The organism is Flavobacterium endoglycinae (assembly GCF_017352115.1).
Lineage (GTDB): Bacteria > Bacteroidota > Bacteroidia > Flavobacteriales > Flavobacteriaceae > Flavobacterium > Flavobacterium endoglycinae.
Window position 1 is genome coordinate 802,913 of the sequence record NZ_CP071448.1, and the last position, 21,605, is coordinate 824,517.

Annotated in this window: 17 protein-coding genes; 5 read left to right on the plus strand and 12 right to left on the minus strand. The window is 33.7% G+C overall.

Translation table 11 applies throughout. From position 1 onward, the window contains the following. Window positions 1–17: 17 nt before the first annotated feature. On the plus strand, window positions 18–1,874 hold the full coding sequence (locus J0383_RS03540; protein ID WP_207297072.1) for a M61 family metallopeptidase: 1,857 nt from the start codon (window positions 18–20) through the stop codon (window positions 1,872–1,874). A gap of 207 nt (window positions 1,875–2,081) precedes the next feature. On the opposite strand, the gene J0383_RS03545 is transcribed toward J0383_RS03540, so the two are convergent. From J0383_RS03545 to J0383_RS03555, 3 genes are all read right to left on the minus strand, one after another. Beyond that, a complete protein-coding gene (locus J0383_RS03545; RefSeq protein ID WP_207297073.1) occupies window positions 2,082–2,525 on the minus strand; it encodes a hypothetical protein in 444 nt (147 codons plus the stop codon). A 125-nt stretch (window positions 2,526–2,650) separates the two neighbouring features. After that, the gene (locus J0383_RS03550; protein WP_207297074.1) at window positions 2,651–4,990 is read right to left on the minus strand and encodes a GH92 family glycosyl hydrolase; all 2,340 of its coding nucleotides are present in this window, start codon (window positions 4,988–4,990) and stop codon (window positions 2,651–2,653) included. Window positions 4,991–4,994: 4 nt separating this feature from the next. Beyond that, complete coding sequence (locus tag J0383_RS03555) at window positions 4,995–7,292, minus strand: GH92 family glycosyl hydrolase (RefSeq protein WP_207297075.1); 2,298 nt, start codon at window positions 7,290–7,292, stop codon at window positions 4,995–4,997. Between the two features lie 143 nt (window positions 7,293–7,435). Here J0383_RS03555 and imm9 point away from each other — a divergent pair, with 143 nt between their 5' ends. Beyond that, window positions 7,436–7,888, plus strand: coding sequence for an Imm9 family immunity protein (imm9, locus tag J0383_RS03560; protein WP_207297076.1), 453 nt, complete (start codon window positions 7,436–7,438; stop codon window positions 7,886–7,888). Between the two features lie 37 nt (window positions 7,889–7,925). After that, window positions 7,926–8,549, plus strand: coding sequence for a M949_RS01915 family surface polysaccharide biosynthesis protein (locus tag J0383_RS03565; protein ID WP_207297077.1), 624 nt, complete (start codon window positions 7,926–7,928; stop codon window positions 8,547–8,549). Between the two features lie 192 nt (window positions 8,550–8,741). Here J0383_RS03565 and J0383_RS03570 read toward each other — a convergent pair whose 3' ends face one another. The 5 genes from J0383_RS03570 to J0383_RS03590 all read right to left on the minus strand — a co-directional run bounded on the left by J0383_RS03570 (window position 8,742) and on the right by J0383_RS03590 (window position 13,978). Further along, complete coding sequence (locus J0383_RS03570; RefSeq protein ID WP_207297078.1) at window positions 8,742–9,350, minus strand: GNAT family N-acetyltransferase; 609 nt, start codon at window positions 9,348–9,350, stop codon at window positions 8,742–8,744. 12 nt (window positions 9,351–9,362) lie between these two features. After that, window positions 9,363–9,911: a hypothetical protein gene (locus J0383_RS03575; RefSeq protein ID WP_207297079.1), complete on the minus strand. Its 549-nt coding sequence runs from the start codon at window positions 9,909–9,911 to the stop codon at window positions 9,363–9,365. Between the two features lie 23 nt (window positions 9,912–9,934). Next, on the minus strand, window positions 9,935–10,291 hold the full coding sequence (locus tag J0383_RS03580; RefSeq protein WP_207297080.1) for a hypothetical protein: 357 nt from the start codon (window positions 10,289–10,291) through the stop codon (window positions 9,935–9,937). Between the two features lie 165 nt (window positions 10,292–10,456). Then, window positions 10,457–11,635: an AIR synthase related protein gene (locus J0383_RS03585; RefSeq protein WP_207297081.1), complete on the minus strand. Its 1,179-nt coding sequence runs from the start codon at window positions 11,633–11,635 to the stop codon at window positions 10,457–10,459. A 153-nt stretch (window positions 11,636–11,788) separates the two neighbouring features. Next, on the minus strand, window positions 11,789–13,978 hold the full coding sequence (locus J0383_RS03590) for a glutamine synthetase III family protein (protein ID WP_207297082.1): 2,190 nt from the start codon (window positions 13,976–13,978) through the stop codon (window positions 11,789–11,791). Between the two features lie 428 nt (window positions 13,979–14,406). Between J0383_RS03590 and J0383_RS03595 the strand changes: the two genes are divergently transcribed. After that, window positions 14,407–15,423, plus strand: coding sequence for a glutamine synthetase beta-grasp domain-containing protein (locus J0383_RS03595; RefSeq protein ID WP_132990016.1), 1,017 nt, complete (start codon window positions 14,407–14,409; stop codon window positions 15,421–15,423). 285 nt (window positions 15,424–15,708) lie between these two features. Then, window positions 15,709–16,683, plus strand: a complete 975-nt coding sequence (locus J0383_RS03600) for a TerC family protein (protein ID WP_207297083.1) — start codon at window positions 15,709–15,711, stop codon at window positions 16,681–16,683. 75 nt (window positions 16,684–16,758) lie between these two features. Here the strand turns inward: J0383_RS03600 and J0383_RS03605 are convergent, their stop codons facing one another. The 4 genes from J0383_RS03605 to J0383_RS03620 form a co-directional block, all read right to left on the minus strand. Continuing rightward, on the minus strand, window positions 16,759–17,277 hold the full coding sequence (locus J0383_RS03605; RefSeq protein ID WP_207297084.1) for a hypothetical protein: 519 nt from the start codon (window positions 17,275–17,277) through the stop codon (window positions 16,759–16,761). An 88-nt stretch (window positions 17,278–17,365) separates the two neighbouring features. After that, entirely contained in the window at window positions 17,366–18,235 is an 870-nt protein-coding gene (locus J0383_RS03610) for an alpha/beta hydrolase (RefSeq protein WP_207297085.1), read from the minus strand. Window positions 18,236–18,386: 151 nt separating this feature from the next. After that, a complete protein-coding gene (locus J0383_RS03615; RefSeq protein ID WP_207297086.1) occupies window positions 18,387–20,420 on the minus strand; it encodes a M13 family metallopeptidase in 2,034 nt (677 codons plus the stop codon). A 105-nt stretch (window positions 20,421–20,525) separates the two neighbouring features. Continuing rightward, window positions 20,526–21,398 carry an AraC family transcriptional regulator gene (locus J0383_RS03620; protein ID WP_207297087.1) on the minus strand — a complete coding sequence of 291 codons (873 nt, stop codon included), beginning with the start codon at window positions 21,396–21,398 and terminating at the stop codon, window positions 20,526–20,528. Window positions 21,399–21,605 lie beyond the last annotated feature (207 nt).

The following is a 21,605-nucleotide window of genomic DNA, read 5'->3' on the forward strand; positions in this document are numbered from 1 at the left end:
TAACTAAACATAAACAGATGAAGAAAATACTTTACACCCTGGCTCTTGCGGTAACATTTTGGAGCTGTAAAACGGGTAGTTCTGCCGCTGGCGGAAAAAATGTCGTAGAAGTTAATATCAATCTAACAGACGTAAAAGATGATAAAGTTTTAGTAACTGTAACTCCTCCACCAATTAAAACTGACGAAGTGGTTTACAGCATTCCTAAAACTGTTCCTGGAACGTATTCTACTGACAACTACGGAAAATATTCAGAAGATTTTAGAGCTTTTGATGCCAAAGGAAATCCATTAACCGTAAAAAGACTTGATGATAACTCATGGTCTATTTCAAATGCTAAGGCGTTACATAAAATCACGTATTTAGTCAATGACACTTTTGATACTGAAAAAGGAACTGGATTTGGTAATGATGACGTTTTCTCACCAGCAGGAACTAACATTAAAGCCGGAGAAAATTTCATGGTTAACACACACGGTTTTGTTGGATATTTTAAAGACAAATTAGAAATTCCGTACAAAGTTACCATTACACATCCTGAAACACTTTGGGGAGCGACTTCGATGACAGACCAAGATGCGAGCAAAACAAGTGATGTTTTTACAACTCCACGTTATGCTGTTTTAGTTGAAAACCCAATTATGTATTCTAAACCAGATTATACTACTTTCAACGTAAACGGAATGGATATTTTGATTGCTGTATATTCTCCAACAGGAAAATTTACAGCAGAGAGCATCACACCGGAAATGAAAACGATGATGACGGCTCAGAAAAACTTTTTAGGAAAAGTAAATTCTAATAAAAAATATACTGTTTTATTGTACTTGTCAAGTATGGCAAAAGACGATGCACATGGTTTTGGGGCGTTAGAACACCCAACAGCTACTACAGTTGTGCTTCCTGAGTCAATGCCAAAAGAAAAATTGGTTGAATCTATGAAAGATGTAGTTTCTCACGAATTCTTTCATATCGTAACGCCATTAACGGTTCACTCAAAAGAAATCCAATACTTTGACTATAACGCTCCACAAATGTCTGAACATTTATGGATGTACGAAGGAGTTACTGAATATTTCGCGAATCTTTTCCAGATCAATCAAGGATTAATTGACGAAGCTGAATTCTACACTCGTATTGCTGATAAAATCGAGCAGTCAAAAAGATTAGACGATACGATGTCGTTTACAGTAATGAGTAAAAATGTATTGGAGCAGCCTTATAAAGACCAATACTTAAACGTATACCAAAAAGGTGCTTTAATTGGAATGTGCATCGACATTATCATTAGAGAAAAAAGCAATGGAGAAAGAGGAATTCTTGACTTAATGCATAAATTATCAATGGAATACGGCGTTGAAAAGCCATTTAATGATGAGGATTTATTCGCAAAAATCACGCAGCTTACTTATCCAGAAGTTGGCGATTTCTTAAACAAACATGTAAAAGGAACAACGCCAATTCCGTATGATTTCTATTTGGCTAAAGTGGGTGTAACAAAAGCTACTGAGAAAAAAGCGGGGGCAATTTTCTTGAAAGGACAAACTCCATATATCAAAATTGATAAGCAAACAAAAGAAATTGCTGTTCGTCCTGATATTGAGCCAAATGATTTCTTTAAAAATTTAAATTTAAAAGGAGGCGATATCATTTTAGCAATCAACAACAAATCGTATTCTTTAGACAACATTTACGATTTAATTGGTGAAAGTGAAAATTGGAAAGAAAATGATCCTATTACTTTAAAAGTGAAACGTGGCGGTAAAGAAGAAACTATTAAAGGAACTGTAAAACTTCCTTACGAAGAATCTGAAACTTTTAAAGCTACTGATGCTTCAAAAGAAAAACTTAAAAATGCATGGCTGAAAGGATAATCTTTTCAGTTTATAAAAAAAACCGACAAGTGATTGTCGGTTTTTTTTATGTTTTGTCAGACTAAGCGAACTCGAGGTCTAACGCTGTGATTTGTGATTCAGTTTGTGTGGCTTCAACTTCGCTCAGCCTGACAATGCTAGATTCAACTTCTTTCCTCTATATTCTATATTCTATATTCTATATTCTATATTCTATATTCTATATTCTTATTTCTTCACAGGAAATTTCCAGTCAAATTCATCTTTATTGTTGATGATTGCTCCTATTTCGAATTTTACAACCTCATCAAATTCAGTTTGAAGAATGAACCAATTGTCTTCATTGAAATAGTTTTCGAAAGTGTCAAATGTTTCCTGATTATATTTTGTGATTCCCTTTACAGCGAAATCTTTCTTTACATCAGTGATTTTTCTTCCAATAATTTTGAATCCGAAAACTTCTAGATTGTTGCTAGAAGCCACAATATACCCTAATTTAAAATCTTCTTCTTCATAAAATGTCAATCTCATTTTGTGCGCATTGTACACAAAAATCACATTTTCGTCTTCGTCTTTATAGTTCTTATCAGGTTTTCCTAAAACAGCTGTAACATCATTCTGCTTCATTCCGAATAATAATTTATCAATTCCTGATTTTAAATTTATTTTCATATTTCGTTTTCTTTATTTGAAATGCAAATTTCGTGAAGTTTTTTGGTGTTCTGCCACGAATTACACAAATTTTCTCGAATTTTTAAATGTCTTATTGTCTAGCTGAGCGGAGTCGAAGCTTTAATTTAACTTTTATAATTCTTTTTATTAGGTTTTGATGTCATATAAAAAGTAATTTTCCCTCCATTTACAACATCAGCATGTTTTAAGAAAGGTCTTGAAAGTTCTTTCCCATTCAATAAAACTTTGCTAACAAAAACATTTTTATCGGATTGATTTACCGTTTCAACTTCGAAGTTTTTTCCGTTTTCTAAATTGAAAATGGCTTTTTTAATCAGCGGACTTCCCAATGCATATTCATCAGAACCCGGCGCAACCGGATAAAATCCTAAACTGCTGAAAATATACCAAGCACTCATTTGTCCAAAATCGTCATTTCCTCCTAAACCATCGGCTCCATTTCTATACATTTTTTTCAGAATCATTCTGATTTTGTCCTGCGATTTCCAAGGTGAATCTGTCCAATTGTATAAATACACTACGTGATGCGAAGGTTCGTTTCCGTGCACATAATTTCCAATAATTCCATCTCTTGTAATGTCTTCTGTATTTTCAAAATATTTGTCTGGAAGATGCATATTAAACAACGAATCCAGACGCACTTTAAACTTATCATTTCCTCCCATCATTTTGATCATATCAGCCGGATCTTGCGGTACATATAAACTGTAATTCCATGAATTCCCTTCAATAAAACCTTGTCCGTGTGTATCAAGCGGATCAAATTCTTTTTTGAAAGTCCCGTCATTTAATTTGGGACGCATAAAACCCGTTTTCTCGTCGTACACATTTTTATAATTCTTCGATCTTTCGATAAATTCATTGTAAATTTCTGTTTTGCCTAATTTCTTTGCTGCTTGTGCAATCGCCCAGTCATCATAAGCATATTCTAAAGTTTTAGAAACCGATGAACCATTTTTATCTTCAGGAACATAGCCTTTTTTCATGTAATATTCCAATCCATCGAAATAAGGCACTTTTGCTGTATTTACACAGGTTTGAAGTGCTTTTTCAGCATTAAAATTACCATTTCCTTTTACAATCGCGTCAGCAACAACAGAAACGGAATGATAACCAATCATACACCAGTTTTCATTGGCATAATGTGACCAGATTGGCAGCATTTTATGAACACTTTGATCTGAATGTGCCAGCATAGAACTAATCATATCTGAATTTCTAGAAGGCTGTACAATATTAAATAAAGGATGCAGCGCTCTGTAAGTATCCCATAACGAATAACTTGTGTAGTTGGTAAAATTATCTGCTTTATGAACATTCATGTCCAAACCTTTGTAATTTCCATCTAAATCCATGTATTCTGTAGGTCCCAAAAAGGCATGATACATTGCGGTATAAAAGTTTACTAAATCTTCTTTTTGAATGGTTTCTACTTGAATTTTATTCAGTTCTTTGTTCCAAATTTCCTGACTTTGTTTTTTCACGCGTTCGAAATCCCAATCTGGAATTTCTTTTTTCATGTTTTCTAAAGCTCCTGCAGAACTTACAGGCGATAACGCCATTTTTATTTTGATTTTTTCTCCTTCCTGCGTATCAAAGTCAAAGAACAATTTTAGGTTTTGCCCTGCCATTTCTGGAAAGTTTTTGGTTTGATCAAATCTTCCCCAAAATCCTCGATAAACACTTTTTTCTAATGGCGCTTGTCCGTAGCTTTTTATGGGTTTGCTGAAAGACATTGCAAAATAAACCGTTCTGGTTCTTGCCCAGCCATTTGTCTGACGATATCCGGTAATTAAAGTATCGTTTTCAACACGAACAAAAGTCCAAACATTCTTCTTATCATAATTGTAAATTCCAGAAGTTAAATCCAGAATAATATGGGCTTCATCTGATTTTGGAAAAGTATATTGATGCATTCCAACTCTTGTTGTAGCTGTAAGTTCGGCTTTAATGTTATGATCTTCTAAAAGAACACTGTAATATGCTGGTTCAGCTTTTTCTGTTGAATGTGAAAAAGCCGATCTATATCCCGATAATGGTTTTGAAGCAACTCCTGAATTTAGCTGCAATTTTCCTGTTGTGGGCATAATTAAAAAATCACCTAAATCAGAATGTCCGGTTCCGCTGAAATGGGTGTGGCTGAAACCTACAATGGTTTTATCTTCATATTGATAACCCGCACAGTATTTATAGACTTCTCCATTGTATTTTCCATTTAAACCGTATGCGATCGTATCGGTTTCGGGACTTAACTGAACACTTCCAAAAGGAACTGTTGCTCCTGGATACGTATGCCCCATTTTCGCAGTTCCAATCATAGGATCAACATATTGAATTAGGTTTTTTAATTTCTGTGCATTTACATTTCCAATGCTTAACAGTAAAACTGAAAAAACCAAAATGCTTTTGCATTCTCTTAAAATCGTTGAAATACTTTTTTTCATTTATCTATAATTTATTTTCATTTGAAAGTGAAAATGGAACTTCACTTTTGCGGTTCTCGCGGTCTTTATTTTCGGAATTATTCATTTCAAAATGTATGGCAGCTCCATTCATTAAATCTTGATGGCTGAAATAATTTTTATTGTATTCTGTTCCATTCAGAAAAATATTCTGAACATATTTATTTTCTTGGCTGTTGTCTGGCGCATTGATTACAATCTGTTTTCCGTTTTCTAAATTAATTGTCACACGTTTAAAGAGGGGTGCGCCAATAACATATTCGTTGCAGGTTGGGCAAACGGGATAAAATCCTAAAGCAGAAAACACATACCAAGCCGATGTTTGTCCGTTATCCTCATCTCCGCAATATCCATCAGGTGTTGGTTTGTACATTCTGTTTAAGGTTTCACGCACCCAGTATTGCGTTTTCCATGGTGTACCAGCGTACATGTACAAATATATCATGTGATGAATAGGGTGGTTTCCATGAGCGTATTGTCCCATATTGGCAATCTGCATTTCGCGGATTTCGTGAATCACACTTTTATAATACGTTTCATCAAAAATAGGTTCGAGTGAAAAAACCTGATCCAGTTTTTTTACAAACTTATTTTTACCGCCCATTAAATCAATCAATCCCTGGACATCGTGAAAAACCGACCATGTATAATGCCAGCTGTTGCCTTCTGTAAAAGCATCTCCCCATTTATAAGGATTAAACTGGCTTGTAAATTTTCCGTTTTCCAGTTTTCCGCGCATTAATTTCGTTTCAGGATCAAACAGATTTTTATAGTTCAAACTTCTGTTTTTATACAAATCGATTTCTTCTTTTGGTTTTCCTAATGCTTTTGCAAGCTGGTAAATTGAGAAATCATCATAAGCATATTCCAATGTTCTGGCTGCACTTTCGTTAATGGAGACATCATACGGAACATATCCTAATTTATTATAATAATTTACTCCAAATCGTCCCACAGCATTAAGCGGACCTTCGCTGTTTGCTCCGTGTTTTAATGCTTCATACAATGTCTCAATATCGTATTTGTAGGTGTCTTTATTTTTAAGATAAGCTTCGGCAACCACCGAAGCAGAATTATTTCCAATCATTACATTACGAAGTCCGGGACTTCCCCATTCTGGAAGCCAGCCGCTTTCTTTGTAAGCATTTATAAGTCCTTCTTGAATATTGGCATTCAAATTCGGACGCATTATATTTAACAGCGGAAATAATGCTCTGAAAGTGTCCCAAAATCCAGTATCGGTAAACATATATCCCGGCAATACTTTTCCGTTATAAGGACTGTAGTGAGTAATATTTCCATCTTTATCAAGTTCGTAAAACTTTCTTGGAAAAAGCATTGTTCTGTACAAACAAGAATAAAACATTTGATTCTGGTCTTTTGTACCGCCTTCAGTAATAATAGCGCCTAGGCTTTTGTTCCAGATTTCTCTTCCTTTTTTCTTGGTTTTTTCGAAATCATCAGAACCAATTTCTTTCAGATTTAATTCAGCTTGTTCAATACTAATAAACGAAGAAGCAACTTTTGCGGTAATTATTTCACCTTTTTTAGTTTTAAAACCTACAACAGCTCCAACATGATCGTTTGTTACTTCACTGGCTTTGCTTAAGGATTTTCGGTTAAAAGTATTTATCTCTTCAAAAGGTTCATCAAACTGAATGACAAAGTAATTTTTAAAATTTGCAGGAACGCCTTTGCTGTTTTTGGTAGAATACCCAATGATTTTATTTTCTTTCGGAAGGATTTTTATATACGAACCGCCGTCGAATGCATCAATAACAACATACGATTTATCGTTTTCAGGAAAAGTAAATTTAAAATAGGCCGCTCTTTCAGTCGGTGTTATTTCGGTCGTAATATCGTAATCGGCTAAATAAACGCTGTAATAATAGGGTTTTGAAATTTCTGATTTATGCGAAAACCAGCTTGCTCTCTCATCTTCATTAAAAACAGGTTTTCCAGTTACTGGCATAATCGAAAATTGTCCGTAATCGTTCATCCACGGCGAAGGCGCATGTGTTTGTTTGAATCCGCGGATTTTATCAGCTGAATAGGTATAAATCCATCCATCGCCCATTTTTCCTGTTTGTGGTGTCCAGAAATTCATTCCCCATGGCAGTGCAATTGCGGGATAAGTGTTTCCGTTTGAAAGACTGGGTTTAGAATCACTACCTATTAATGGATTTACAAAATCTACGGGTTCATTAAATTCTGTTGAAATGATGGTTTGGGCTTCAATAAGCTGACTAGAGAAGAATATAAAACCCAACAAAAATAATCTCATAATAAAAAAATGTAGCAAAATAATTAAAGCTAGAAAATTACGACAAAATAGAGTTTTTAGTATAATAAAATTCTAAACTTTTTAAACCGAAAAACATGTAATCTTTTTCTTTCTTTTTATTAAATTTGCTAAAAAATATTCTAATGAAAATAAAATTAATTTTTAGTCCATCAATAATTGATTTCCCTAATCTTTATAAGGAACGGCAATCATTAGAAATATGTATTACTAAAGTTTTAAACGAACATCATTTTGTAAATCAACTTCCAGATTGGACACTTCAATTTACAATTATTTTAGGAAAAGGAAACTGGAATGGAATTTACAAAAAAGGAACAACAACATCTTCCCTATTACAAAGGAATAACTCTTTATATATTTCTATTCCATTTGATAAACAAATTGATTGGGGAATCCCTGAGAAAAAGTTCGCCCCCAGACCAGAATTAGATAAAAACAAATTCAACATATTACCAGCTACTGATTTGAATTTATATAAAAGTTTAAATGATTACATATTTGAAGAATCTTACAGTGCAATTATATCATTATTAATGTCGGGAATTAAAATAAAAAATGTAAACATAAAAATATAGCATTTGAATATCTTTGACTCTATAAAATAAGCGCCTAATGAAAAAAGTCCTTTTAATTTTTTTACTAATGAATTCAGCTTCTATTTTCTCTCAAAAAACAGAAAGCTACAAATTGACTAAAGAACAAATTTCTCAAAGAGAACTTAACGAAATTGCAGATTTTCCAATTTACAAAGCAATCGAATTTAGCGATAAAGGAGGAGTTTATGATTTAGTTTTCACCGAAAACCAAAAAACAATTTCTAAAAAAGATACTTTGAATACCAAAATTCAAGCAATTTGCGTGATTAATGATCATGGCGGTTTTTTAGAAAAATGGAGAATTACTGATTTGTTAGAAGATACTGATCCAAAAGAAACCAGCATTTGGTTTTGGACAAAATATTGCAGTGCAAAAGATCTTGATGGAGATGGTTATGCTGATCCTGTAATTGTATATGGATCAAAAACTGAAGACGATTATACCAGACGTGTAAAAATAATTACAGTTTACAAAAACAAAAAATATGCAATCCGTGCCGTAGAATGTGATTTAGATTATTGCAGAAGTTTTAAAAAGGATAGTAATTGGAATTCGCTTCCGCAGAAAATTAAAACCTATATTGATCAATTGGTTGTGAAATTGAGAAAAGAGCAGAATTTAATTTTGAAGGATGGGTAAGATTCTTTGTGAGTTATGAGTTATAAATTGTGAATTGTGAGTTGTGAGTTATGAATTTTAATCTAATTGTAATAAAAATTCCGTAGGAATGATTACTATTGTAGCAACGGATAAAATCCGTTGAAAAAATAATAGCAACAGAAACTGAGTTCCGTAGGAACGGAATATATTTAATTATTGAAGACTAAGATTCTAAAGTTTTTTCTTTAGGTTTTCCTTTACTTCGTTAAACCATTCGTCTTTTAGAATACTTAAAACTATGGAATCGCGACGAATAGCTCCTTCTCGTGTAGGCATATTGCTTCGTAGAATGCCTTCGACTTTACAGCCAATGCTTTTCATTGCGGCAATGCTTCGTTCGTTATTATTATCGGCGCGGAATTCTACTCGTTCCATTCCAAGAGTTTCGAAAGCAAATTGTAATAATAAAAATTTGCAGTGTTTGTTTAAACCGGTTCCTCTAAAAGCTGAACCGTACCAAGTGTAGCCTAACTGAAGTGTTTTGAACTCCAAATTGATATCATAAAAACGAGTTGATCCAGCGTATCTTTGCGATTTTTTATCGAATACAATAAATGGAAATTCTTTTTGATTTTCTCTAGCTTTTACTGCTAATTGAATATAATGAATCAAATTTTCTTTTCCTTCAGCACCAACTAAAGAATATTTCCATGTTTCAGGTTCGTTGATTGAGATTTCCAAAAGATTTTCAACATCTGATTCCTGAATAGGACGCAGTAAAACTAAATTATCTTCTAAAATTACCTTATCGGAGAAACTGAAATTTGAAGCTGTATTCATATTTTTTAGTCTTTATATATCGTTATTTAAACTCTTAAAAATTCTATTTTTTTTCAGTTGTCTTAACTGCCATATAACTGCAATTACAACACCAATTCCTCCGCCTGCATAACTAAAACTATGCATTTCAGAAACTGCAATAAAATTTTTCACATTTATAATTTGAAGAGGGAAACAACAATTTGATTCTAAATTTGAAAAACCAAGAAAACCATAACATAAACCTAATAAACCTATTATTATAGTGGTAGTCAGCATTATCAGAATGGCATAACTAATGCTTTTTATCATTGCTTTTGCATTAGCAGAAAACAGACCGATAAATGCAAAGATAAATCCAGCATATAATCCAATCCACCAAACACACCATACGCCAATTAGTGAAGCGGTTAATCTTGGAGTAGTTCTTCCGTATTCTACAAAACCGAATCTTTCAAATAATACTTCGGTAAAAAATTCGCTTGAAATGGTAAATGTAAATTGATTATGTAAAATCCCGAAAAGTGAAGCTACAATAATGCTTAAAAGGATCGAACAAACAAAAATAAGGGCTTTTTTCATCTCACATTCACAGTAAACAAAACCTACTCACTCATTTCGTCATAACGTTCCGGAACTTGCGGGTCGTAAAGCGGACATTTGAATTCTTCCATGATATCTACTAATTTATTCATGGTTTTTCCTTCTGTACCGTAGCAGTCGATTTTTATACTTTGAGGTGTTGTAATAACTTGAAATGCGCCTTTTCCTTTTGGATTTTTCCAGCTGTTTTCATCGACTCTTTCCCATTCAGAAAAGACCGAATTGATTCTGTTTACGATTACTTCGACTTGAAGAACAGCCAGACCTTCCACTTCTTGTTTTTCTACAAGAGCTTCATAAACTTCCTGATTGTTCAGATACATTTCGTCTAGATATCTCCAAAAAAGTAATTCGTACATATTATGTGTTTTTTGAAACCATATAAGTTATATAAGTAAATATAAATTCTTTCTGAATGAAATTGAAGAGTCAAATCAAAATTGGGCTTCGACTTCGCTCAGCCTGACAAATCTGATCTGTCAAATTAAAATGAACTTATATAACTTATATGGTTTAAGTATTTTTTAATAATTGAATGTTCCGTATTCGCTTGTAATAGTAAGTTTCTTCTCTTCAGAAGCTTCTACTCTACCTACGATTTGCGCATCAACATTGAATGATTTCGAAATTTCGATAATATCTTCTGCAATGTTTTCCGGAACGTAAAGCTCCATTCTGTGCCCACAGTTAAAAACTTGGTACATTTCTTTCCAATCTGTTTTTGACTGCTCCTGAATTAATTTGAACAATGGCGGAACTGGAAATAAATTGTCTTTTATAACGTGTAAATCTTTTACAAAATGTAAAATTTTAGTCTGTGCACCACCGCTGCAGTGTACCATTCCATGAATATCTTCTGGAGTGTATTTGTCTAAAATTTTCTTGATAATAGGTGCGTAAGTTCTCGTTGGAGAAAGCACTAATTGTCCGGCATTGATTGGACTGTTTTCAACTTCATCTGTTAAATTAACTTGTCCAGAATAAATTAATTCTTCAGGAACTGCCGCATCATAACTTTCTGGATATTTTTTAGCTAAATATTTCCCGAAAACATCGTGACGTGCAGAAGTAAGTCCGTTACTTCCCATTCCTCCGTTATAACTTTTCTCATAAGTTGCCTGTCCGAAAGAAGCCAAACCAACAATTACGTCACCCGCTTTGATGTTTGCATTATCTACAACATCAGCACGTTTCATACGAGCGGTTACGGTAGAATCTACAATAATAGTACGAACCACATCTCCAACATCTGCAGTTTCGCCACCTGTTGAGTGAATGGTAACACCGAATGATTTTAATTCGTTGATTAATTCTTCTGTTCCGTTGATGATAGCCGAAATAACTTCGGCAGGAATTAGGTTTTTATTTCTTCCAATAGTAGAAGAAAGTAAAATATTATCTGTTGCACCAACACATAACAAATCGTCGATATTCATGATTAAGGCATCTTGGGCGATTCCTTTCCAAACCGAAAGATCTCCGGTTTCTTTCCAATACATATAAGCCAAAGATGATTTTGTACCCGCTCCATCGGCATGCATAATAAGGCAGTGTTGGTCGTCCTGAGTTAAATAGTCAGGAACAATTTTACAGAATGCCTGCGGAAATAAACCTTTGTCGATGTTTTTTATAGCGTTATGAACGTCTTCTTTTGATGCCGAAACACCTCTTTGTGCATATCTTTTACTAGAATCTGAACTCATGAAAATTAGTTTGTGTTGATGTGGTGCAAAGATAATCCCTTTTTTTAATTCTTTGGCTTATTCAAATATAGGTTTCTAAAAAAATCAAATATTTTGGCATAAAAAAACCTGTCTTATAAAAGACAGGTTTGTAAATTGGGTTTCAGAAAACTATTATTTGGTAAATAATAATTCTCTGTATTTAGTCAAAGTCCAGCTTTCGTCATCAACTAAAAGTTCTAGCTTATCGCAGTGATTACGAATATCTTCAAAATATGGTTTCACATTATTGCAATAGGCTTCGGCCATTTTTTGAGCGTCTGTTAATTGATTGGCTTTTTTTCTTTCGTTAGTCATTGCCAACACTTTAGAATTTATGCCTTCAATATGACCTGAGATTTCTTTAATTAAAACAATCTGCTCTCGTGCAATGTCTTCAAAGTCTTTTCCGAAAATTTCTTTTAAACCTTTTACATTTTCAATTAAAGTATTTTGGTAACGGATTGCAGTTGGAATAACGTGGTTTCTAGCAATATCACCTAAAACACGTCCTTCAATCTGGATTTTTTTAGTGTATTCTTCCAATTCAATTTCATAACGGGCTTCGGCTTCAACATGATTAAAGATTCCTAATTCAGCAAATAAATCCAACGCTTGTTTCGAAACTTTTGCTTTGATCGCTTCTGGAGTTGTTTTAAAGTTGCTCAATCCTCTTTTTTTCGCTTCTTTTTCCCAAGCTTCGCTGTAACCATCTCCTTCAAAAAGGATTTTTTTAGATTGTTTGATGTATTCTCTTAGTACGTTGAAAATAGCATCGTCCTTTTTCATGTCTTTTGTATCAATTAGTTTTTCAACTTCATTTTTAAAGTCAATTAACTGTTTTGCTACAATAGCATTTAAAGTTGTCATCGCATTTGAACAGTTTGAATTTGAACCAACTGCTCTAAATTCGAATTTATTTCCTGTAAAAGCAAAAGGGGAAGTTCTGTTACGATCAGTATTGTCTAATAATACATCTGGAATTTTACCAACAACGTTTAATTTAAGATCTGTTTTTTCTTCTGGCGAAAGTTTTCCTGTCGTTACGCTCTCTAATTCTGATAGAACTTTAGTCAATTGTGCTCCAATGAAAACCGACATAATGGCTGGCGGCGCTTCGTTTGCTCCCAACCTGTGATCGTTACTTGCAGTTGCAATAGAAGCTCTTAATAAAGTTTCGTTATCATTTACCGCTTTAATCGTATTAATGAAGAAAGTCAGAAACTGTAAATTACTCATTGGCGTTTTACTCGGACTTAATAAGTTAACTCCCGTATCTGTAGCCAACGACCAGTTATTGTGTTTTCCAGAACCGTTTACTCCTTTAAATGGTTTTTCGTGAAATAAAACTTTAAAATCATGACGTTCTGCCACTCTCTGCATTACATCCATCAATAAAGAGTTGTGGTCTACCGCTAAATTTGTTTCTTCAAAAATTGGAGCCAGCTCAAACTGATTTGGCGCAACCTCATTGTGACGCGTTTTTACTGGAATACCCAACAACATACATTCTTGCTCTAAATCTCTCATATAAGTTAGTGCACGAGTTGGAATAGAGCCAAAATAGTGGTCGTCTAATTGTTGTCCTTTTGCAGAAGTGTGTCCTAATAAAGTTCTTCCTGTCATCATTAAGTCAGGGCGAGAATTTGCCAAAGCTTTATCAATCAAGAAATATTCCTGCTCCCATCCTAAAGTTGCAGTTACTTTTTTTACGTTTTTATCAAAATAGCGGCAAACCTCTGTGGCAGCTTCATCAATTGCAGATAAAGCTCTTAATAAAGGTATTTTGTTGTCTAAAGCTTCACCTGTATATGCAATAAATACAGTTGGAATACACAAAGTTGTACCATATATAAAAGCAGGCGAAGTTGGATCCCAAGCAGTATATCCTCTTGCTTCAAAAGTATTTCTTATTCCTCCATTTGGAAAACTTGACGCATCTGGTTCTTGCTGTACCAATTGTGCCCCTCCAAATTTTTCTACAGGATCGCTACCGTCATAAGACGTTTCAAAAAAGGCATCATGTTTTTCTGCGGTTGTTCCTGTAAGCGGCTGAAACCAGTGTGTATAATGTGTAACTCCTTTTGCCAGAGCCCATTCTTTCATTCCCATGGCGATATAATCGGCCATTTTTCTGTCGATTTTAGTTCCGTGCTGAATGGCATCTCTTACTCCTTTAAAAGCATCAGGAGTTAAGTACTGCTTCATCGCTTTTTCATTAAACACATTTGAGCCAAAAAGATTTGATTTTCGGTCCATTTCTTCAAAATGCAGCGGCTTTCTATTAGAAGCTTCTTGTAAAGCCTGGAAACGTAATGTTGACATTGGTTATATATTTTAAATTCGTAATAATTTTCATTAAAAAAATGAGGAACAAATATAAACAATTAAAGTCCCTTTTTAGAATATAAAATTTAGATTTTTGAACTCTAATTTCACAATGGAAGACGGTTTTTTCAGAGAATATACATTGTCGTATGCAGAAATATAACAAAAAACCGCAATATTATTCATTAAATAAACATTTTTTCATAATTCCTTAACCCAAAAAATCAAAAATACCCCTTAATTATTACGAATTTATTTTTTTACCCTATAAAAAATTACTTATTTTAAAATATACCCCTTCGAAAATTGCGCTTCTCCAAAAAATCACACTCGCCAAAACAAAATAGCCCCCTAATTTTTAGGACTAAAAAAATAAATCTATATTTGACCCAGCGAAAAAACAAAAAAAATAAATTTATATTATTATGGCTAAAATTAAGTTAGAGTACATTTGGTTAGACGGATACGAACCAACTCAAAATCTTAGAAGTAAAACTAAAGTTGAAGAGCACGAAAATTTCAAAGGAACATTAGAAGAACTTGGAAATTGGTCATTTGATGGTTCGTCAACTAAACAAGCTGAAGGTGGTTCTTCTGACTGTCTTTTAGTTCCTGTTGCAATTTATCCTGATCCAACTCGTATCAACGGATGGTTAGTAATGTCTGAAGTTATGTATGCAGACGGAACACCACACCCTTCTAACGGAAGAGCTACAATTGATGATGAAGATGATGATTTTTGGTTTGGTTTCGAACAAGAGTATTTCATCATGGATACTAAAACTCAACTTCCACTTGGTTTCCCAGTTGGAGGATACCCTGCTCCACAAGGGATGTACTACTGTTCAGTAGGTGGAAAAAACACTCACGGTAGAAAATTAGTTGAAGAACACGCTGATTTATGTATCGCCGCAGGAATTAACTTTGAAGGAATCAACCAAGAGGTTGCTTGTGGACAATGGGAATTCCAATTATTCGCTAAAGGAGCTAAAAAAGCTGGAGATGAAATCTGGGTTGCTCGTTACCTATTAGACCGTTTAACTGAGAAATATGGTTACTATATTGAATATCACCCAAAACCTCTAGGAGATACTGACTGGAATGGTTCTGGAATGCACGCTAACTTCTCTAACTCAGTTCTTAGAACTTGTGGTTCTCAAGAAACTTACGAGAAAATCTGTGAAGCTTTCCGTCCTGTTACTAAAGAGCATATCGCAGTTTACGGAGCTTACAATGAACAGCGTTTAACTGGTAAACACGAAACTGCTTCTATCAATGATTTCTCTTATGGAGTTTCAGACAGAGGATGTTCTATCAGAATTCCTTTAATGACTGTTCAAAAAGGTTGGAAAGGTTGGTTAGAAGACAGAAGACCAGCTTCAAACGGAGACCCATACAAAATTGCTGCTAGAATTATCAAAACTGTTAAATCAGCTCTATAATTTAAAGCTTACCATATATTGTAAAAATGCCTGCAAAAACTGCAGGCATTTTTTATTAGAAACTATAAGGACATCTATCTTAAGAATTAAAAATTAAAAATTAAGAACTAAGAATTCACAACCGTCAACCATCAACTACCAACTACCAACCACCAACAATCAACCATCAACCATCAACCATCAACTACCAACAAAAACCAAAAATTTTAAAAGTACCTTTCGTACTAATTAATTTTTAATTTAAACATCAAAAGTTATCTTTGTAAATCATTTAAAAAAATCATTATGATAGTCTGGACTTTGTTTTTACTGGCAGTTGTTTTTATCCTTGCTTTGGATTTGGGAGTTTTTAATAAAACCCCACATATCATCAGCACTAAAGAAGCCAGTAAATGGACTTTAATCTGGGTAACTTTATCCTTTATTTTCTCAGGTGTTATATACTGGTTGTATACGACCGATTATATCGAAAATCCAGATCAGTTAAAACCGGCAGTGGCTTCTATGAAATTCATTACTGGATATTTGATCGAGCTTTCGTTAAGTGTTGACAATATCTTTGTTATTGCTATTATTTTTGCTTCGTTCAAAATTCCACAGAAATACCAGCACCGTGTTTTATTCTGGGGAATTCTAGGAGCTGTTATTTTTCGCGGATTAATGATTTTCTTTGGGGTAATGCTGATTAATAAATTTACATGGACGACTTATTTATTTGGTGCGTTCTTGTTATTTACCGCTGTAAAAATGCTGTTTTCTGGAGAAGATGAGGATTTTCACCCAAAAGATTCTTTTATATATAAGGCTTTAGGAAAAATTATACCAATTACTTCAGAGACTGACGGCGAGAAATTTTTCATTAGAACCGAAAAAGGAAAAAAAGCGGCAACTTCATTATTTGTTGCTTTGATTGTAATTGAAGTTATGGATGTCCTTTTTGCAGTCGATAGTGTTCCTGCTATTTTAGCCATTACTTCAGATCCGTTTTTAGTATTTAGTTCTAATATTTTTGCTATTCTTGGATTGCGTTCTATGTATTTTTTCTTAGCCAATATGTTAGCAAAATTCAGTTATTTAGAATACAGCTTAGTCGCTATTTTAGCATTTGTTGGTTTAAAAATGCTTTTACACGATTGGATTCACGTACCAGAATGGGCTTCTTTAGGATTTATTGCTCTTTCTCTTTTAGTTGGAATTCTAGTTTCTTTAAAATTTGGAGAAGAAAAAGAACTTACGGATTCAGATTCTACTGAAGAATAAGTTTTAGAAATATATAAGTAATAAAAAAAGGGAATCTTTCGATTCCCTTTTTTTATTACTTATATATCCAAAATATTAAAGTTTAATTTTTTGGACTTGGCTCTCGCTTAATTTTGCAGCCTTCATTACATCAGTAAGACTATTTTTATTTATTGTTGAAGCTAAAGCAGAAGGAATTATAACAATACGAAAAGATTGGCTATTTATATAACTAGGAGTTTCTGCTAGATTATAATTTGCTCCTACATAAATTTGAAAATCTTTTTTACTAAAATCATAATCATACGTTATTTCATCTCCATTATCAAAATAAAGTGTAGTTGGAATTAATTGCCAAATTGGAGTTTGAGAATTTATTGTTCCTTTCAATCTATAAATCAAAACTGTTTCATCATCAAATAAATCACCCCCAACTTTACTTTGAAAAGTTCCAGATATAAAATAACCGTCATTAGCATTATACGAAAAATTTGTATTCAAAATTTCAAATGCTTGAGCTCCTATTCCATCTTGTCCCGGAGGCCCTTCTGGTCCTTCGCAACTTGAGAATGCAACTAATCCAATAACTGCAAATAAGGTAAGTATCTTTTTCATAATAATTATTTTTTAAGGTTTGTATTATAAAGGTATTCCAAAAATCAAACCAAAAAAAATGTTAAGTCTTAAAATCGGCTATTTTTTCTTACTTTTTTGTAACCGTTTGGTTTTTAAGCAGAATTTTGCTGAAAAATAATACGTGATATGGTAAAGAATTTTCCCAATATTCCCATGTATGTGCGCCTGGACGTTCGGTATAATCGTGTTCAATTTTATTGTAAACCATTCTTCTGTGCAATTCTCTGTTTGGCTCTATCAAGAAATCATCAACACCGCAGTCAATAATCAAAGGAAGTTTGTTGGCTTTTATTTTATCCAGCATTCCTAAAACAGCATGCTGTTCGTACATTTCGGTACTGCCGCTTTTATCGCCAAAAACGGGCTGCATTAATTTTACCACCTGAGCCGAAGAATCTCTGTTAAGCATTGCTCCCATATCTACAGCGCCACTCATACTTCCTGCAGCACAGAATAAATCTGGATGTCGGGTTGAAAGATACAAAGCACCATGTCCGCCCATTGAAAGTCCTGTTATAACACGTCCTGTTCGATTGCTAATGGTTTTATAGGTCTGATCTACTTTTTGAATTACTTCCTGTGTAATGAAAGTTTCAAACTGACTTTCTTTATTTACAGGACTATCCAGATAAAAGCTGAATGTTTCACCTTCTGGCATTACGATAATCAAGTTATATTGATCTGATAAGCTTTGAACCAATTTTTTATTTGGAGTATTTTTTAACCAGTCACTAAAATGTCCGTAAGCTCCATGTAATAAATACATCACTGGAAAAGCGGTTTTACTTTTGGCATAGGTATTTGGCAGCACGACAGCCGCTTTATAGGTTTTTCCCATAGCCGTACTTGCAATTTGTAAAGTGTCTACTTTTGCCGCATAGGACATTGACGAAGCGAAAAGCAAAACTGCAAATACTAAAATTTTAAGGTTTTTCATTTTGATAGTTTTTCGATTAAGGATTGTAAATATAGGTCTTTTTCTCAATAAACTATCTGAAAAATCCGACTTGCTTTTCTGTCGTAATTTCCATTAAAAAAACCATCAAAAAGATTTGATGGTTTTTATAATTATGATTTTGCTATGCAGCCTACCAGATTGACACTCTAAGGCTATCAGGCAAATAAATTTTATTGTTTTCTTTTACGTTAAATGCTTTATAGAACTGCGGAATATTGCTCATGGGTCCGTTAACTCTAAATTGTTCTGGAGCATGAACATCAGTCATGATTTGATTAATTTTCGCTTCGTCACGTCGGTTAATCATCCACGAATAAGCATATGCTAGAAAATAACGCTGATCTGGAGTTAATCCGTTTATTTTTTCATTTTCTTTAAACTGTTTTGTTTTCTGAAAAGCTTCGTATCCCATTACTACTCCACCTAAATCAGCAATGTTTTCACCTTGGGTAGCATCGCCGTTTACATTTTTACCTGAAATAGAATACTTACTATATTGAGAAACAATTAATTTTGTTTTGGCTTTAAACTTTTTCAAATCTTCTGCTGTCCACCAATTATTTAAATTTCCTTTTTCGTCGTACTGACTTCCTTGATCGTCAAAGCCGTGTGTGATTTCATGTCCAAAAAACGAACCTCCAATTATACCATATATAATAGCATCATCCGGCATACGTCCTTCATATCCTGGAACTATTATATTACAAGCGGGAATCACAATTTCGTTGTTACTCGGACTATAATATGCATTATAAGTATGAGGCTGCATTCCCCATTCGTTTTTATCAACAGGTTTTCCGTATTTATTAATCATATGTTTGTAAGCCCAGTTATTCGCTTTTAAAACATTACCACAAAACGAAGTTCTGTCAATCGAAAGCTGGCTCATGTCTTTCCATTTATCAGGATATCCCAGCTTCATTACAATTTTACTCAACTTGTATAATGCTTTTTTCTTGGTAGGTTCGCTCATCCAGTCCAGCTTTTTAATGTGGTCTGCAAATACATCACGAATATTGTTTCCTACTTCCTGCAGTTTTTCTTTTACCCCTTTTGGCATATATTCGGCAACATATACTTGACCAATTAAATCGCCTAAGTAATCATCTGTGTGCGAAACTATCCTTTCCCAGCGTGGTTTTTGAGCTGTTACGCCCATTAAAACGGTACGGAAAAATTTAAAATCCTGTTTTTCGAATTTTTTAGGAAGATATTCAGCATATGCATTTATCAAATTCCATTTTAGATAGGTTTTCCAGTCGTTTATACTATATGTTTTTAAAGTTTCATTAAGAGCTTTAAAAAACTCAGGCTGACCCACGATAACAGAATCCGCTTTTGCAATACCTAAAACTGGCAGGACTTTTTTCCAGTCAATATTAGAAGTTAAGGTATTGAATTTATCAACGCTAAGTTTATTATAGTTTTTCAAAGGATCTCTCAAATCTTCCAATTTTCTTGAAGATTTTGCCAATTCCGTTTCAAGCTTCATAATTACATCGGCATTTTTTGAAGCCGCAGCATCCTCTTCGCCTGTAAATTGCATCATAGCTTTAAGATGTTTCAGATATTCTGCACGGATGGCAACATTACGCTTATCATTATCAAGATAATAATCTCTTTGTTTCATCCCAAGTCCGCCCTGATTGAAGAACAATGCATATTTACTGCTTATTTTATCATCTTGGGAAACATAAAATGAAAATGCCGGATTGGCGCCAATTGTCTGCAAATGTGCAATTACATTTACCAGTTCGGGAACATCTTTTATGTCATTAATCTTTTGGAATTCGGCGTTTAAAGGAGTTAAACCTGCTTTTTCAATTGCAAGAGTATCCATACCTGTAGCATAAAAATCACCAATTTTTTGTTTGTTGCTTCCTTTAGGAGCGTTTTCTTCTGCTGATTTTTCGCAAATGTTTTTGATTTGCTTGTTAATGGTATCCATGACAATTTTCATGATACCATTACTGCTTTCGGTGCCGGGAATTGGATTTTTTTTGAACCAGCCGCCATTTGCATACGTAAAGAAATCATCTGCTGGATTAACAGTCGTATCGCGATTGGTAAGTAAAGGGTCTGAAAATGCTGTTTCTTTTTTATTACAGCTAAATAATGCCAATCCTAAAAACAGGAAGACAAGAGGTTTTCTGAATAAATTCATTTAGTTCTTGGTTTTTTGTTAGGTTATATTTTGCTCCTTATTATCTTGTTACGTTTTTAAAATAATAAGGAGTAAATATAATTTTTATAACAATACAATCAATAACTATTGAATAATTATCTTATGTTCAAGGCGGTACTGCGAAGCACTTTTACCTGTATATTGCTTGAAAGATTTACTAAAGTGGCTGAAATTATTAAATCCGCTTTCATAACAAACTTCGTTAATACTCATTGGTTTCTCGGCCAGAAGTTTTGAAGCGTGCACCAAACGGTATTCGTTTACAAACTCAGTAAAGGTTTTATTGGAAATCTTTTTAAAATAACGACAAAATGATGGCGTGGTCATGCTTACCAAATTTGAAACCTCATCGATGGCAATAGACTGCTGAAAATTATCTTTTACATAATTAAAGACTACATTCATACGGTCGTTATCCTGTGTTTGAAGTTCCATCGTAAAACCATCGGCATTGAGCATGGTGTATTCTTCAGAAGAATCTAATTCATCTAAAATACTTAAAAGTGTCAGCAGGCGCTCAAATGGCTGCTGGGTTTCCATCATTTCAATCTTATCTCCTATTCTTTTTTTTGTATCTCCTCCAAAAGCAATTCCGCCTTTGGCCTGACTCAAAATATTTTGAATCTTTCTCATTTCAGGAACATCAAAAAAACCATTTCCTAAAAATTCAGGTTTAATGTGAATAACGGTTTCATTTATATTTCCCGTTTGTTCATTTGTAAAACCGCAGTGCGGTAAATTAGAGCCTATCAGAATCAAACTACCATTTGTATAATAGGAAACGTGGCTTCCTATTTGTCTTTTTCCTGCCCCGCCATTTATATACACCAACTCAATCTCTGGATGATAATGCCATAAATGAGCTTTACTATTGGTCTTTTCGGCGTGTTTGGTGTAGGTAAAAGAACTTCCGTATGAGTTAGTTATCACTTCAAGAGCTGGGGCAATTGTTTTCATGATAAATATCTTTAGATAATAATAGCAAATTTAACAAAAACATCTAAAAAAACGCAATCTTTAACCTATAACGGTTTCGCAAATGAGAATTTTTCATCAAAATTTAAAAATTACAGCTTAAAATTAACAATCAAAACAACCATTTTTTCTCTGACTGATATTTTTATCCCATTTTTTTTTAACATATCGCATTTTATAAAATGAATT